The organism is Streptomyces sp. AB3(2024), from assembly GCF_041862025.1.
In the GTDB taxonomy this organism is placed as follows: domain Bacteria; phylum Actinomycetota; class Actinomycetes; order Streptomycetales; family Streptomycetaceae; genus Streptomyces.
Window position 1 is genome coordinate 52,090 of record NZ_JBGWAB010000017.1, and the last position, 15,328, is coordinate 67,417.

The window sequence follows — 15,328 nt, forward strand, 5'->3', positions numbered from 1 at the left end:
CCTGCGGGAAGGTGCGAGGCGACAAGTCACCTGGGTCGTGCCCCCGCCACGGTGGGGTCTGCCCCACCCCGTTCCAGGGGGCTCGTCGGAGTGCCTCGGTCCGGCACCGCGTGATCGGCTGTCCGCACGGGATTCACGTGACGGAAGGTGGACAGGTGAGAGTCCGGATCGGGTACTCGGCATGGATCGTGGGCGTGGTGCAGTTCTTCGTTCTCCACGGGATCGTCGAGTCGGCGTGGGCCAGACCGTACAGCTGGGTGCGGAACAACATCAGCGACTTGGGCAACGCTCACTGCGCCCTGCAGCCAGAGCCTGAGCTCCGGTACGTCTGTTCCCCCGAGCACGGCCTGATGAATGGTTCGTTCGTCGTTCTGGGAGTGCTGCTCGTTCTCGGCTCTGCGCTGACCGGTGGCTTCCTGTGGCGCAGAGGCCGCGCCGCTGCCATGGCCCGCCTGCTGCTCGCCGGTGCCGGCGCGGGATTCGTCCTGGCCGGGTCGGCGCCCGCGGACGTCAACGAGAACCAGCATGTCTTGGGTGCCCTCCTCATCATGGCAGCGGGCAACGTCGGTCTCGTTCTGGCGGGGCTCGGCCTGGCGGAACACGTACCGACCCCCTTGAGGTGGTCCACCAGCCTGCTGGGAGTCACGGCGGTCACGGCCTTCGTACTGTTCCTGTCCCACCGCTACGTCGGTCTCGGCATGGGAGGTATGGAACGGGTCGCCGCTCTTCCTCTCCTCCTCTGGGCGCTGGCCATCGGAGTTCGAGGCGTCCTCCGCCCGTCAGGGCGCTCCCCCGTGCGGCTTCGTTCGCGTGAAGTGGTTCCGGCACACGCGTCGTGAACGATCTCGGCTCGGAGGCAACTCCAGCGCTCAGGTCCACTGCCGCGCGGGAACAGCTTCGTCCCGCCGCCCGGCTCAGCCGTTTCGGCAGAGGTGGACCGGACCCGGCGGCTTGACTCTCCAGTGGCTGGAGACCGGAGAGTTGCCGTCATGAACGGCATGACGCCCCCGCACTCGATCGGCGACCTCTCGACCCGTACCGGCATCCCGGTCCGCACGATCCGGTTCTACTCGGACACCGGGCTGCCGCCCCCGACCCGGCGAACCCGCGCCGGATACCGCCGCTACGACGACGCGGCCCTCGACCGGCTGCGGACGATCAGTGTGCTGCGGGAGCTGGACATCGGCCTGCCCACCATCCGCCGCGTTCTCGACGGCGATCTCCCCCTCACTGAGGTCGCCACCGCGCACGCAAGCGCCGTCGAACTCCAGATCCGGGCCCTGCGCACGCGGCTGGGTCTCCTGCGTTCCATAGCCGGACGCGGTTCCGCTCCCGAGGAGATCACTCGAATGCACCGCCTGACCCGTCTCGCCTCCGACGAACGACGCCGCCTGGTGGCCGACTTCCTGAGCGGCCTCCAGGCCGACACACCCGCCGCCCAGAGTGCGGTCGCCGCCCTGCGCACTGCCGTGCCCCACCTTCCCGACGATCCGTCCGACGCGCAGCTCGACGCGTGGGCGGAGATCACCGAGCTGATCGCGGACGACACCTTCCGCGCGCTCCTGGCCGAGGCTACGCTCCCGCCCGCCGACGAGGCCGCCCTTGCGGGTATCGCGCCGGAGGAAGCGGCGGACCTCCTACGCTTCGCCCGACAGGCGGCCACCGCCTCGGTGGACGCGGGAACCGAACCGGAGAGTGACGTGGCCGTCGCTGTGGTCGACGCCGTCGTGGCGCGCTTCGCCGCCACACTCGACCGGTCCGACGACGGTGACCTGCGGGAATGGATGGCCCGGCAGCTCGCGGTGGGGCACGACCCTCTCGTGGCCCGGTACTGGCGCCTGGTCTGGACCGTCAACGGCTGGCACGTGCTCCCCGGGCACCTGCCCTTCCAGCCCTGGCTGGTCACGGCCCTGCGCCGGCATCCGTGAGGCCGCCGGCTTCGCCGGGAGCTCATGGGATCGGGTGCGCGTGCCCCTGCCGAGTCGGCAGGGGCACGCGGCACGGGCACAGACACGGTCACGGGCACGGGCACGGGCACGGGCACAGACACGCGGAGGAGCGCCAGGAGCCGACCTCGGCGAGGAGCGTCCCGGCCGGCACGGCCTACCGTCCGCCGGTGGTGGTGGCGGCCTGACGTCCCGGCCTCACCTCAGGTGCCGGGTGAAGAACTGGGCCGCAACGTCCGCCGCGAACTGCGGGACCCCGGTGTGCCCGCCCATATTGGCGTGGAGGGACTTCTCCTCGGAGCCGAAGGCGTCGAACAGGTCCAGGGACGCCTGCCGGTCGTTCCCTTCGTCGTCCCACTGCAGCAGGACGTGCAGCGGGATCGTGACCTGGCGGGCGTCCTCCAAGACGGCGCGTGGCACGAGACTCCCGGCGAAGAGTCCGGCGGCCACGATGCGCGGCTCGACCACCGCAAGGCGAACGCCGATGGAGATCACTCCCCCCGAGTACCCGACCGGGCCGTCGATCTCGGGCAGCGACAGGAGGGCGTCCAGGGCTGCCTGCCATTCCGGGACCGCCCTGTCTACGAGCGGCAGGATGAGGGCGTCGATGACCTCTTCGCCGACCGGCTCGCCGGCTTGCATCGCCTGGCGAAGGTCGGCGCGGGCCTGCTCGGCGGCGGCCCAACGGGGCCGGTCGCCGCTTCCCGGGAGCTCGATGGTGGCCGCTGCGAAGCCATCCGCCGCGGCGTGCCGGGCCCGGTCCACGAGGCGGGGGTACATCTTGCGCAGTCCGAGCGGGGGGTGGCCGAGCAGGATCAGCGGCACCGGTGCGGATGCGGATGCGCAAGCCGGCGTCCACAGGATGCCGGGGATCTCCCCGAGGGTGAACTCGCGCTCCAGGACGCCGTCGTCGAGAGGCTGTTCAGAAATGAAGTCGAAGTGCATGGTCGTCGTGCCTTTCGGGAGTGCTCATGAACGGCGCTCCCGGACGACCTATCGCCCGACCGTGACCCCGGAGGAGAGCACCCATGTCGATACTGCGTTCACGGGTACCACCTCCTCGTTCTCTCGCACGGCCTCCGGAAAATTAGCAGGGGCGGCCGTGGTCCGCCAACAGGTTTTCGCGCGGGCTCTACCTCAGTGGTGGACCGCCGTGCAGGTGACCGTGGTCTTGCCGTCTGCCGTCTTGACCGTGTACTTGCTTCCGGTGAGACCGCCGAGGTCGAACCGTCCCGACTTGTCGATGGGCACCGAACCCGAGGTGGAGCCGGAGTAGGTCACCGTCGTACCGGCGGGGAATCCTTGGCCCCACACGTGGTACTTGCCGGCCGAGTCCACCTCGACGTTGCACTTCGCGGCTGCGGGAGCCGCGGGGGCCGAGGCATGGGCGGCGACGGTGGGGCCCACCACGAGTGCGGGGGCCACCAGGAGCGTGAGGGCTGCGAGACGACGTGTCCGGTTCATCATTCAACCTGCCTTGGATGCTGACGGTACGGCCGGTGCGGCCGGTGCGGCACGATGGCTGCGAAACCCGCGGCAGCGGTCGAGCCGCTGTGCCGTACTGATGGCCGATCAAGCCTATCGTCCGGTTTGTCCTGCGGCATCTCGCGGATGGCCCTGGCCGCAGGGAGGGAGGTTGGCCAGGAACACGTCGTCGTGGCGGCCCGTGAGGGCTTTGCCGACGACTTCTTCCGAGACGCCGGCGGAGTAGACGTCCGCGGTGTCGACGAAGTTCACGCCCGCGTCGAGGGCGCGGTGGATGATCCGGATCGAGTCGGCTTCGTCCTCGTTGCCCCAGGGGCCGAACATCATGGCTCCCAGGCAGAGCGGGCTGACCTGGACGCCGGTGCGGCCGAGCGGACGGTAGCGCATGAGGCTGTGCTCCTTGGTGAGTGGTCGGTTCAGTCGTTCCCGGAGGCAGCGACGGTGCCGGCGCCGGCCCGGCCGGCGAGGAGGCCGATGGCCTCCTGGTCGTGCGAGTCCGGTTCGGGGGTGTAGACGTCGATGCGCGGGCCCGGGTCGGCGGGCAGGTCCATCGCCTCGTAGGGCAGGGTGAGGTCGCCGACCGACGGATGGTGGAGGTGCTTGATGCCCGCGCGGTGGAACCTCACGTCGTGGCGGGCCCATCGTCGGGCGAACTCCGCGCTTTTGGTGGTGAGTTCGCCGATCAGGTCGGTCAGCGCCCTGTCGTGGGGCGCCCGCCCGGTCTCGCCGCGCAGGAAGGCGACCACATCGTCGGCGGCTTTGTCCCAGTCGGTCCGGAAGTCGCGGCTCGCCGGGTCCGGGAAGAGGAAGCGGGCGGTGTTGACCGGGCCGCGCCGGGCGAACAGCGGCGAGTCGAAGACCGGTGCGTACAACGCTCGCCCGAGGACGTTCGCGGCCAGGATGTCGAAGCGCCCGTTGCGCACGTACGCGGGAACGCCGGTCATCGAATCGAGCATCCGCAGGATGGTGGGCCGCACGCGCGAGGCGGTCACCGTGGGCCCGTCCGGAGGAGTGGCGGCGCGGGCGAGATCGTAGAGGTGAGCGCGTTCGGCCTCGTTGCTAGGGATTCGAGTACCGCGTCGATGCCGGTCACGGTCGGATCCCGTCGCTCGGGGGCGCACACCCGGGCAGGGCTTCCCCGGGGGGACCCTCGCATCGGCGCCGGCCGGCCATCCGGGGCCATGAGCGACTCCTCCTGTGCGTCGATCTGTCGGTCTTCCCACCGTAATAAGTCCGCCGGCGACCGCTCCGGGAGGTACTGCTGTTACCCGTAGAGCGGTGACTCCCCCACGCGAAGTGCAGCGTGTTCCATGGAAAGCGCCAGGACGGGAAGACGCGGAGACCCCGGGCGCGCCCCTCCCGGCACGGCGCCGAAAGCGTCGGGGACGAGCTTGCCCGCCCGGCTTCCCGCGGGGCCGAGCGGCTGGCCGCTCACCGCCGGCAGGGGTGAAGGCCCGCCCGCTGCGGGCGAGCCGCTGCAGGGCCGAAGCCGCTGCGCGGTAGCTGTGGGGAGTCGCATGCGCGCCGCGTGTACATCGCGGGCTTCGTCGTCGTGGGAAACGATGCGGATGGGAGTGATCATGGCGGACCGGGGCGGGAACGAGCCGACTGCGGTCGGCGCGGCCGAGGAGCCGGAGCTTCGCTCGGAGCGGGCGGACGGTTCGTCGCGGGACGCGGCACGCCGGACATCATTCCCTCGAAAGGCAAGATCATCATGCGCGCGACCTTCATGTACGGCCCCGGCGACGTCCGGGTCGAGAACGTCCCCGACCCGAAGATCGTCGAGCCGACGGACGCGATCGTCCGGATCACCCTGGCCTGTGTCTGCGGCTCCGACCTGCACCCCTATCACTCGATGGACAAGAACGACGAGGGCGTCCCGATGGGGCACGAGTTCCTCGGCGTCGTCGAGGAGACCGGCTCCGCCGTCACCGGCCTCGGGCGCGGTGACTTCGTCGTCTCTCCGTTCGCGTACGCCGACAACACCTGTCCGATCTGCCGGGACGGCTTCCACACCGCCTGTCCGCACGGCGGCTGGTACGGCGCCGGAGGCGTCGGCGGCGCCCAGGCCGAGGCGATCCGCGTCCCCCGGGCCGACGGCACCCTGGTGAAGCTGCCCGCGGACGTCGACAGCGCGCTCCTGCCGTCGCTGCTGGCCCTCAGCGACGTCTACCTGACCGGCTACCACGCCGCCCACATGGGCCGCGTCGAACCCGGCAAGACCGTCACCGTGATCGGCGACGGGGCGGTGGGTCTGTCCGCAGTGCTCGCCTCACGCCGCATGGGCGCCGAGCGGATCGTCCTCATGGGCCGCCACACCTCCCGCACCGACCTCGGCAGGGAGTGGGGAGCCACCGACGTCGTCGCGGAACGCGGCGAGGAGGGCATCGCCAAGGTCATGGACCTGACCGGCGGCGAAGGCTCCCACGTCGTACTGGAGGCCGTCGGCCTGATGCCCGCCTACGAGCAGGCCTACGGCATCGTGCGCCCCGGTGGGATCATCTCCCGGGTCGGCGTCCCGCAGTACGAGGAGGCTCCCGTCGGCTTCGGGTCACTGTTCGGGAAGAACGCACAGCTCGCCGGCGGCCCCGCCCCCGTGCGCGCCTATCTCGAACCCGCCGTCGAGGACGTGCTCGCCGGCCGCATCGAACCCGGCCGCGTCTTCGACGCCGAGGTCGGCCTCGACGCCGTCGCCGACGCCTACAGGGCCATGGACGACCGCACCCACCTCAAGGTCGTGGTGCGCCCGTGACCGCCCGCGAGCACTTATTGCTAATGGGATCCATTTTCATATAGCGTGTCGGTGACGACGCCCCGGCTCACCCAGGAGGTCCCCATGGCCGTCCCCAAGCGGAAGATGTCCCGCAGCAACACCCGCCACCGCCGCGCCCGGTGGAAGGCGACGACCCCGCAGCTCGTCCCGATCACGGTCGACGGCTCGGTGTACCGGGTGCCGCAGCACCTGGTGAAGGCGTACGAGCGCGGTCTGCTCCGCCCCGAGGGCTGAGCAGCCGATGACGACGTACGACCGACCGCCCGTCACCGTCCCGTCCGGGTTCCTCGGCGCGGGTCCAGCGGCATCTCCGAGCCCATGCCCGTCGCCGCCACCTTCTCCTTCCCCCGCGACGACGGCGCCACCCTCGGCGACCTCGCCCGGCTCGACACCATGGTCACCGTCGTCGACGCGGCCCACTTCCTGCCGGAGCTGGCGGGCGGCGACGAGCGCACCGTCAGCGACCTCCTCATGGACCAGATCGAGTTCGCGGACGTCATCGTCCTCAACAAGCTCGACCTGGTCGCCCCGAACCGGGCGGCGCGGCTTGGCGCCACGCTGACCCGCCTGAACCCGGAGGCCCGGATCGTCCCCGCCGTCCACGGGCGAGTGGCGCTCCAGCAGGTGCTGGGCACCGGCCTGTTCGACGTCGAACGGGCCCAGCAGGCCCCCGGCTGGGTCAAGGAGCTCAACGGAGACCACGTACCGGAAACGGAGGAGTACGGCATCTCCTCCCTGGTCTTCCGCTCCGACCGGCCCTTCCACCCCGGCCGCCTGTGGACCCTCGTCACCAAGGGCCTGGACAGCGGCGCCTTCGGCCGGATCCTGCGCTCCAAGGGCTTCTTCCGACTCGCCAGCCGCCCTCGCGTGACCGGCCTGTGGTCACAGGCCGGGCCGGTGGCCCGTTTCGAACCCTCGGGCGCCCTCGGTCCGGAAACCCCCCGGGGCCAGGAGCTCGTCTTCATCGGCACCGGGCTGCGCGCCGACGCCCTGCGCGCGGCCCTCGAAGCGTGCCTGCTCGACCCGGGCGAGCCCGCGGCCGCCGAGGACGACTTCGCGGCGTGGGAGACGTACGGGATCGACGACGCCTGCGAGCACGAGCACGCCACCCCGGCGGCCTGAGACTCCGGGCCGGGCGGTGGTCGCAGCCACGGCACCGCCCAGCCCGGTACGCGCCCAACGGCCGACATCGGCGTCATTCTCGCTGGTCGACGACTTCCAGAGCGCCAGATCGATTCCGCCGGTGACACGGCCCGCGGTCACCGGGTTCCCGTCGTCACGAGCGCGATGCGTCCCACGAACGCCGGGATCAGCGGCTGCACGCGTCGTCACGCCTGCCCGGTCGGGCGCAGTTCGCGCTCCAGGGCGGACAGGGCGAAGGCGTGCGCCGAGGTGTCCTGCCAGCGGGACCGTCCGAACATCACGTCTTCGGAGAGACCGCTCAGCATGGCCACGGCCCGGATGGTGAACTCGCGAAGGTCCACGTCGGCGAACTGTCCCAGGTCCCGGCCCTCACGGAGGATGGCTTCCAGTCGCTCGTCCCAGCCGTCCAGCAGCGCGGTGAGGATGTGCCGGCCTGCTTCGTCGTGGCGCTGGGCCAGTACCTGCGTCCACAGCGCGTAGCGTTCGTCACCCTGGTGGCGGGGCAGGTAGAAGCGGACGAACAGATCCAGCTTCTCGGCAGGGGATGCGGCCCGGTCGGCGGCCTGCTCGAACCGGGCCCAGAGGTCCGCCTGGCTCCACGCGAGGACTTCGAGCAGGAGCCGGTCCTTCTTGCCGAAGTGGTAGAGGATGTGCCCGGTGCTCATGCCGGCCCGCGCGGCGATGTCCGACATCCGCAGGGCCGCGGCGCCCTTCTCGGCGATGACGCTGATGGCGGCCCGCATCGCCCGTCCCCGCGCCTCGTCCCCGCTGGGCTGGCGCTTCCTGTCCACCGGTGCCCGCACGGCGGGCCGGGAAGCGGCGCCGGCCTCGGAACCCGCCGACCCGCTCACGGTTTCCGGCAGGAGAAGGCGGTCAGACCGTGCCGGCCCGGTCTCTGACGTCGACATGAGCTCACCTCGTTCCCAGGGTTAGATTTTCAGTCTAGACTGAAAATCTAGTCAGTGCAGCGGGGAGTGCGACGGCCGTCGGCCGCCCCGACACCGGCGTCCCGCCTGTCCGACCCGACCCACCCCTGGAGACACCCTCATGACGCGCGGATTCGATGTTGTGGAGACCTGTATCGCCGACCTGCGCGCAGCGCTGGAGAAGGGTGAGACCACCTCCGTCGGACTGCTCGACGCCTATCTCGCGCGGATCGACGCGTACGACCGGCCCGGTACGGCCACCGCTCTCAACGCGATGGTCGTGATGAACCCGGACGCCCGCGCGGAAGCGGAGGCCTCCGACGCCCGCCGCGCCCGCGGCGCCACGCTCGGCCCGCTGGACGGCATCCCGTACACCGCGAAGGACAGCTACCTGGCGAAGGGGCTGACCGCCGCTTCCGGCTCCCCCGCCTTCGAGCACCTCGTCGCCCAGCGCGACGCCTTCGCCATCGAGCAGCTGCGCGCGGGCGGCGCGGTCCTCATCGGCCTGACCAACATGCCGCCGATGGCGAACGGCGGCATGCAGCGCGGCGTGTACGGCCGCGCGGAAAGCCCCTACAGCCCCGACTGGCTCACCAGCGCCTACGGCTCCGGCTCCTCCAACGGCTCGGGCACCGCGACGGCGGCGTCGTTCGGCGCTTTCGGTCTCGGCGAGGAGACCTGGTCCTCGGGCCGCGCCCCCGCGTCGAACAACGCGCTGTGCGCCTACACGCCCAGCCGCGGTGTGATCTCGGTCCGTGGCAACTGGCCGCTGGTACCGACCATGGACGTCGTGGTCCCGCACACCCGCACCATGGCCGACCTGCTCGAACTGCTCGACGTCATCGTGGCCGACGACCCGCACGCGCGCGGGGACCTGTGGCGCGCACAGCCGTGGGTGGCAGTGCCCTCCCCGTCGCAAGTACGCCCCGCCTCGTACCCGGCACTCGCACCCGCCGACGCCGGGGCCGCGTCCGGCGCGCTCGCCGGCAAGCGCGTCGGCGTGCCCCGGATGTACATCAACGCCGACCCCGTCGCCGGAACCAACCCCGACGGGGGCATCGGCGGCCAGACCGGGCAGCGCGTCGACACGCGCGCTTCGGTGATCGCCCTGTGGGAAGCCGCCCGCCGCGACCTGGAGGCCGCCGGCGCCGAAGTGGTCGAGGTCGACTTCCCCGTCGTGACCAACTACGAGTCCGACCGCCCCGGCGCGCCCTCGCTGTTCACCCGCGGACTGGTCAGCCGTGAGTACCTCACCTTCGAGATCGAGGACCTGTCCGCCTGGGCCTGGGATGATTTCCTGCGCGCCAACGGCGACCCGGCGCTCTCCACCCTGGCCGAGGTCGACGCCACCCGCATCTGGCCCAAGCAGGAGGGCGAACTGCCCGACCGCTACGAGGGCTTCGACGACACGATCGGCGACTACCCGCGCCTGGTGCGCGAGCACCCGTACGCGTCCCTCACCGACATGCCGCACCTGGAGCAGGGGCTGCGCGGGCTTGAGGAGACGCGCCGCGTCGACCTGGAGCTGTGGATGGACGGACTGGGCCTGGATGCTGTGGTCTTCCCCGCCGTCGCGGACGTGGCCCCCGCGGACATGGACGTCAACGTGGCGTCAGCCGACCTCGGCTGGCGCAACGGTGTCTGGGTCGCGAACGGCAACCTGGTCCCCCGCCACCTCGGCATCCCGACCGTGACCGTGCCGATGGGCACCATGACGGACACCGGCATGCCCGTCGGGCTGACCTTCGCGGGCCGCGCCTACGACGACAACGCCCTGCTCTCCCTCGCGGCGGCCTTCGAGAAGACCGGCAGCCGGCGCACGGTGCCGCCGCGCACCCCGCGCCTGTCGGCACCGTGACCTGACGGAGGCCTGCGGACAGACTGATGGCGGCCGGGCCGGCCGGGCCCGCGGCGCAGGGGCAGGGGCAGGCGATCAGGTCGCAGCCACGGCACCGGGCGGCCCGGCCGCCTTGCCCGTCCTCGGCCGGGGTCGCGCACGGCCGGGTCGCGCACGGCCCCACCGGTCGGGGCCACGACAGCGAGCCCGTCGCGATCTCCCTCACGTCAGTGAACCGTCAACCGGACGGAACGATTGGCAGACTGTCGCTGTACCCGTTCACCGGCCGGTCGACCTCCCCGACCGTGACGGCGTCCAGCTCGGCCGGGGCGGACATCGTGCCGAGCGTCCCGCCGGGGTGCCAGGTGCCGGTGACCGAGACCCAGGTGTCGGCGGGCAGGGCGGGTGCTCCGTGCATGCGGACCTTGACGGACTGCGCGTCCGCGGCGCAGCACGAGATGACGATCCGGGTGAGGTACCAGCCGTCGCCCCCGTTGTCGAGGGTGACCAGGCCGCTCATCTGAACCGTCCGCCCCTTGATGGCCTGTGTGCGGTCCTGCTGTACCCGCCGGGTGAACTGGGTGAGGGTCATCGGCAGCGGCGAAGTGGCGGGCAGCTCTTCGAAGCGCCGCTGCTCCGTCACGACCTTGGCGGAGTCGCGGGAGGCGGTGTACGAGCCGAGGGCCGGTGGGGCGTAGACGAGCATGCTCAGGGCGGGCAGGAACAGCAGCCACGCCACCCGGGGGACGCTGGAGTGGTCGTGGCCGTGGCCGTGGCCGTGTCGGTGCACGGCGCTGTCGGGCTCGTCGGCCTCGCCATCGCCGTCGCCACCGTGGCCCGTGTGCGCGTGAGCCTCCTGCGTCCGGTGTTCCATCCGCTGCCCGCCGTACGACCAGATCTCTGCCGCCGCCAGTACCAGCAGCAGCACACCGGAGGCGACCAGGAGCGGCTGCATGCCCGGCTTGACGTACCTCAGGCACAGGTCGGTGAACAGCGAGACGTGCAGCAGTCCGAAGCCGCTGAGGAGGAGCAGGACCACCTGTACCGGACGTTTCACAGCAGCACTCCTCCGATCAGGACGCTGGAGAGCACCGCCACGACGGTCGTGGCGGTGGAGAAGCGAACGGCGAAGGCCCGGCCGAACGTGCCCGCCTGCAGGGCGATGAGTTTGAGGTCGACCATCGGACCGACCACCATGAAGGCCAGCCGCGCCAGGGGCGAGAAGCCCGTGAGTGAGGCCGCCACGAAGGCGTCGGCCTCGGAGCACACCGCGAGGACGATGGCGAGACCCGCCAGGAAGAGTACGGACAGCCAGGGCGAGCCGGAGACCACGTCGAGGACCGAGCGGGGAACCGCCACGTTGAAAGTGGCCGCCGCCATCGCTCCGAGGACCAGGAAGCCCCCGGCGTGCAGGAAGTCGTGCTGGAAACCGAGCCGGAACTCGTTCCAGCGGCTGTGCCCCGTCTGATGACCGGTGTACCGCGCGGCAGGACGCAGCCACTCATCGCGGCCCAGCCACAGCCAGAGCCAGCCCATCACCGCGGCGGTGGCGAGCGAGGCGATGAGCCGGGCCAGGACCATGGCGGGGCTGCCGGGGAAGGCGATGGCCGTGGCGGTCAGGACGACCGGGTTGATGGCGGGCGCGGACAGCAGGAACGCGAAGGCCGCGGCCGGGGTCACGCCCCGGCCGATCAGACTGTTGGCGACCGGGACCGACGCACACTCGCAGCCGGGCAGTACCGCCCCGGCCAGGCCGGCGACCGGGACGGCGAGCGCCGGTCGCTTGGGCAGCATCCGGCTGAACACCCGCTCCGGCACGAAGGCATTGATGGCACCGGACAGCGCCGTGCCGAGCAGCAGGAACGGCAGCGCCTGCACCGTGACGGCGAGACAGACGGTCCGCCACGCCTGCACGGCCGCCGCGTCCAGCCGTCCGGTGCCGACCAGAATCACGACACCGCACCAGGCCATCGCCATGCACCACGGGTACATCCACCAGGGAATCGAAGCCCGAAGGGAGGAGTCATCGGATGGCGCAGGGGCCCCGCCGGTCGCCTCCGCTTCCCCGGAAAGCTCGGCCGTCTTGTGCATGCCATCTCCGCGTGTCGGACGTTGGGGTCGAAAAATCTACCTCCCGGGATTCACCGGATTATCGATAGAGATGATGATTCCCTCCAAGGAAGGGCAAAAACACCCCCTTCAGCGGACGACGCACGTAGGGCGCCACACATATAGACCGCCTGCAAGCGGCCCGTTCAACGCACATGGCTGAGGGCGGCGGGCTCCGCTCAGTCGTGCGCGAGCGCGTGATGGCCGTGCCGGTCCGCCCTGCGCAGCGGCGTCGCCAGACCCGCACCGAGTGAAAGACATGGCTCTCCAGGGTTCCGGCACCGACCGCCTGCCACACCTCGCTGTCCGGTTCGGCGAGCTGGCGGGTGAGGGAGTACAGCCCGTACGCCTCGACGAGTGCCTTCTCGGCGGCGGCCTCGGGCATCACGCGGCAGGCGCTGCCGAAGGCCACCATGCCCCGCTCGGCGTCCTCCGGGAACGCGGCTGCGACGGACACGCCGAACTCGGAGGGGATGTGCAGCAGCCGTACGGCCGGTCCCGTACCCTCCCCCGGCGCCGGGCCGCCCAGCCGTGCGGTCACGGTGACCGCCTCCGCTTCGGTGAGGGCGGCGGCCGGGGCGCCGGTACTCCACCAGATGGTGGTGGCATCGCGTTCGAAGAGCTCTTCGAGCGCGAAGCGTTCGGCGTGCGCCGAGTTCTCGCCGGCGGCGATGCCCGAGTAGACGAGGGAGTGGACGGCGGGCTCCGCGACGCGCGGGCCGTGGTGGTAGTGGAGCCAGGCGAGCGAGGCGGGCACCATGGCCTCGGCGCCGTCATGCAGGTCCCGGCCCACGGTCCGGGCCACGGGAAGGTCCCGGCTGAACGGGGTGAACGGAAAGCCGGGCGTGGCGTACTGGGCGGGCGAGTACAGCGCGAGCGTCGCGGGATCCAGAGCGGTCCGGCCCTGTGAGACGAGCTCGTCGTACGAGGAGATGCGCAGGCCGTCGGGGATGGCGTTGCCGCAGTACCGCTCGACGGCCTCCCCGACGGCGGCCCGCCGGGCGCGGTCGTGGTCCCCGGCGGACGCGCCGAAGCCGAAGCGGTCGGCGAGCCAGGGCGCGAAGACGTCGGTACGGGCCACGCTGGCGCCGTAGCCGACCCACATCCGGGGCAGTCCGGGGCGGCGCCGCTGCGGTTCGAGCCGGGTGATCAGCCCGGTGCGGGCATCGAGCAGAGCGGTGCTCACTGGTTCTCCTCCCCGATGGGGTCGTGGTCGGGCGCGGGGTGGTCGGGCGTGGGCAGGATCAGCCGGGTCCCGTCGGCGGGCCGGGTGAGGACGGGGCGTCTCATGGACCGCCCCGGAAGGTGTCGACCTCGCCCAAGAAGCCGAGGAGCATCGCGGTGACGGGTGCCGGGACCTCGGGGGCGGGTCGGCGGATCGCGGATGCCCTGCCGAACCACTCGGGGGACGCCGATCGAGCGCACGGTATGGGGGTCACTCGTTTGGTACCCGCACATACGTTTCTTCCTGGACCGGACGAGTGGGTGGGCGCATCACCGTGGTGGAGCCGGGGAGCACAGGGGTGTCCCCCGACTCCGTTGCTCCAAGGAAGGCCGACATGAAGCCGATCCGCCCCATTGCCCTGGCCGTCGTGGCCACCGCCGTGCTCCTCGTCACGGGTGTGACCACCTCGACGGCGGGGGCCTCCAGCGACGATCCGCCGAAGCCCGCTCGGCCCGCCGGGCCCGGAGTCGCGGCGCCGTTGTCGCAGCACTACCCGATTACCGGCCCGACGGTGACGATCCCCGCGGGTGGCTTCGCTTTCGCCATGGCGAACTGTCCTTCCGGTTTGGTACCGACCGGTGGAGGGGGCCGGACCAGCAGCACGTCCACCTTCCTCACCGACTCGGCTCCGACCGCGACGGGTTGGGAAATCGGCGTGAGGAACACCTCCACGGGCGAGGCCTCGACATACGCCTATGTCGTGTGCACCGCTCCCTGATGTCATGGTTCGCAGGCGCGTGAGCAGTAGCGGCAGATGCGGTCGAGGATCCGGCCGGCGGTTTTGGTCCACTACACGGACCGGGCGTCGCCGTTCCAGACCTTGATCCGGTTCTCGGGGGCATCGGGCATGCGGAGAAAGGGCAGCTCGCACTCGGCGTGCTCGATGAGAACCGCCCGTGGGACATCGAGGTGCCGTCGGCCATCACGGATGCCGGTTACGGCGGCCCGGCCGGGAGGCGGCGAAGCCGGTTCAGTGGCATGAGGGCTCCCGGCCCGGCAGCGGGCGCTCCGGCCGCAAGCGCACGTACTCGCGGTTCGCGGCCCGGCGGGTCAGGCCTGCCGGACGCGAGCTCCGGCAGGCGGCCGACAGCCATGCCGAGACGATCTCTGCCGCTACGCTCCTCAGGGCAGTCGACAGTGAGCACGACCGGGGGCAACCGTGAACCGACCACTGCTGTTCCTCGACGTGGACGGACCGCTCAACCCTTATGCGGCCGAGCCGGAGAGATGCCCCGACGGCTACACCACACTCAGAACGCCTCTGGACGGCGAGTCCCGTGAGGGGCACCGGAGCCTCCCGTCCCGGCGGCGCCGCCCCCCGCAGGTCTGGCTCAACCCCCGAGCACGGGCGGTTCCTGCGCCAGCTCGGTTTCGAGCTGTGCTGGGCCACCACGTGGATGGACGACGCCAACCGGTGGATCGCACCGGTGCTCGGTCTTCCGGACCTTCCCTTCGTCGACTTCGGCGACGTCTTGCTGCAAGAACGCCCTGATGGAGTCCACTGGAAGACCGGTCCGCTGGTGGACTACGCCAACGGCCGCCCTTTCGCCTGGGTGGACGATGAACAGAGCGAGCTGGATCGGACGTACGTGACCGCCCACCATCGCGGGTCCGGGCTTCTGCACCACGTCAACCCGCGGGTCGGACTGCGTGAGAACGACTTCCACGCGCTCGCCGACTTCGCCCGGTCGCCGGACGCTCCACGAGCCATCGGCTGAGCACGTCGTCGTCGGCTCTTCAGGCGGCTGTGCACTCGGCGCCGCGATCGTTCCGCGACAGCCCTTGGCCTCCGGCCTTCGAGGGTTCGAGGGTTCGCCGCCTCGGCTACACGGTCAAGCTCCTTGACAAGGCGGGAGAACTACCGCGGCCGGAGGCCGCCACGCC

Annotated in this window: 13 protein-coding genes and 3 pseudogenes; 8 read left to right on the forward strand and 8 right to left on the reverse strand. The window is 71.2% G+C overall.

The genetic code is table 11. The features are described 5' to 3' along the window. The first annotated feature begins 194 nt into the window (after window positions 1-194). Together ACEPPI_RS10260 and ACEPPI_RS10265 are read left to right on the forward strand one after the other, a co-directional pair. Window positions 195-839 carry a DUF998 domain-containing protein gene (locus ACEPPI_RS10260; RefSeq protein WP_373914917.1) on the forward strand — a complete coding sequence of 215 codons (645 nt, stop codon included), beginning with the start codon at window positions 195-197 and terminating at the stop codon, window positions 837-839. A 150-nt stretch (window positions 840-989) separates the two neighbouring features. Next, window positions 990-1,928 carry a MerR family transcriptional regulator gene (locus tag ACEPPI_RS10265; RefSeq protein WP_373914918.1) on the forward strand — a complete coding sequence of 313 codons (939 nt, stop codon included), beginning with the start codon at window positions 990-992 and terminating at the stop codon, window positions 1,926-1,928. Between the two features lie 216 nt (window positions 1,929-2,144). On the opposite strand, the gene ACEPPI_RS10270 is transcribed toward ACEPPI_RS10265, so the two are convergent. From ACEPPI_RS10270 to ACEPPI_RS10285, 4 genes and pseudogenes are all read right to left on the reverse strand, one after another. Further along, on the reverse strand, window positions 2,145-2,891 hold the full coding sequence (locus ACEPPI_RS10270; protein WP_373914919.1) for an alpha/beta hydrolase: 747 nt from the start codon (window positions 2,889-2,891) through the stop codon (window positions 2,145-2,147). A gap of 192 nt (window positions 2,892-3,083) precedes the next feature. Then, entirely contained in the window at window positions 3,084-3,410 is a 327-nt protein-coding gene (locus tag ACEPPI_RS10275) for a hypothetical protein (RefSeq protein WP_373914920.1), read from the reverse strand. A 129-nt stretch (window positions 3,411-3,539) separates the two neighbouring features. Continuing rightward, window positions 3,540-3,818, reverse strand: a pseudogene (locus ACEPPI_RS10280) (aldo/keto reductase); the annotation flags it as partial. Between the two features lie 29 nt (window positions 3,819-3,847). Continuing rightward, window positions 3,848-4,654 carry a transcriptional regulator gene (locus ACEPPI_RS10285; protein ID WP_373914921.1) on the reverse strand — a complete coding sequence of 269 codons (807 nt, stop codon included), beginning with the start codon at window positions 4,652-4,654 and terminating at the stop codon, window positions 3,848-3,850. Between the two features lie 491 nt (window positions 4,655-5,145). On the opposite strand from ACEPPI_RS10285, the gene ACEPPI_RS10290 reads away from it, so the two are divergent. The 3 genes and pseudogenes from ACEPPI_RS10290 to ACEPPI_RS10300 form a co-directional block, all read left to right on the forward strand. Further along, the gene (locus ACEPPI_RS10290; RefSeq protein ID WP_373914922.1) at window positions 5,146-6,183 is read left to right on the forward strand and encodes an alcohol dehydrogenase catalytic domain-containing protein; all 1,038 of its coding nucleotides are present in this window, start codon (window positions 5,146-5,148) and stop codon (window positions 6,181-6,183) included. Window positions 6,184-6,267: 84 nt separating this feature from the next. Continuing rightward, window positions 6,268-6,438, forward strand: a complete 171-nt coding sequence (rpmF, locus tag ACEPPI_RS10295; RefSeq protein WP_373914954.1) for a 50S ribosomal protein L32 — start codon at window positions 6,268-6,270, stop codon at window positions 6,436-6,438. A gap of 63 nt (window positions 6,439-6,501) precedes the next feature. Further along, window positions 6,502-7,326: pseudogene (locus ACEPPI_RS10300) on the forward strand (GTP-binding protein); the annotation flags it as partial. Between the two features lie 206 nt (window positions 7,327-7,532). Here the strand turns inward: ACEPPI_RS10300 and ACEPPI_RS10305 are convergent. Continuing rightward, window positions 7,533-8,138 (reverse strand): TetR/AcrR family transcriptional regulator, encoded by a 606-nt coding sequence (locus ACEPPI_RS10305; protein ID WP_373914923.1) that lies wholly within the window; start codon window positions 8,136-8,138, stop codon window positions 7,533-7,535. 256 nt (window positions 8,139-8,394) lie between these two features. Here ACEPPI_RS10305 and ACEPPI_RS10310 point away from each other — a divergent pair, with 256 nt between their 5' ends. After that, entirely contained in the window at window positions 8,395-10,131 is a 1,737-nt protein-coding gene (locus tag ACEPPI_RS10310) for an amidase (protein ID WP_373914924.1), read from the forward strand. A gap of 217 nt (window positions 10,132-10,348) precedes the next feature. On the opposite strand, the gene ACEPPI_RS10315 is transcribed toward ACEPPI_RS10310, so the two are convergent. The 3 genes from ACEPPI_RS10315 to ACEPPI_RS10325 form a co-directional block, all read right to left on the reverse strand. Beyond that, on the reverse strand, window positions 10,349-11,167 hold the full coding sequence (locus tag ACEPPI_RS10315; RefSeq protein ID WP_373914925.1) for a TIGR03943 family protein: 819 nt from the start codon (window positions 11,165-11,167) through the stop codon (window positions 10,349-10,351). Further along, entirely contained in the window at window positions 11,164-12,087 is a 924-nt protein-coding gene (locus ACEPPI_RS10320) for a permease (RefSeq protein WP_373914926.1), read from the reverse strand. The genes ACEPPI_RS10315 and ACEPPI_RS10320 overlap by 4 nt, the downstream gene beginning before the upstream one ends. 172 nt (window positions 12,088-12,259) lie before the next feature. Continuing rightward, entirely contained in the window at window positions 12,260-13,405 is a 1,146-nt protein-coding gene (locus ACEPPI_RS10325; protein WP_373914927.1) for a YcaO-like family protein, read from the reverse strand. Window positions 13,406-13,778: 373 nt separating this feature from the next. Between ACEPPI_RS10325 and ACEPPI_RS10330 the strand changes: the two genes are divergently transcribed. Further along, window positions 13,779-14,162, forward strand: coding sequence for a hypothetical protein (locus ACEPPI_RS10330; protein ID WP_373914928.1), 384 nt, complete (start codon window positions 13,779-13,781; stop codon window positions 14,160-14,162). 441 nt (window positions 14,163-14,603) lie between these two features. Beyond that, window positions 14,604-15,162 (forward strand): annotated as a pseudogene (locus ACEPPI_RS10335) (hypothetical protein). Window positions 15,163-15,328 lie beyond the last annotated feature (166 nt).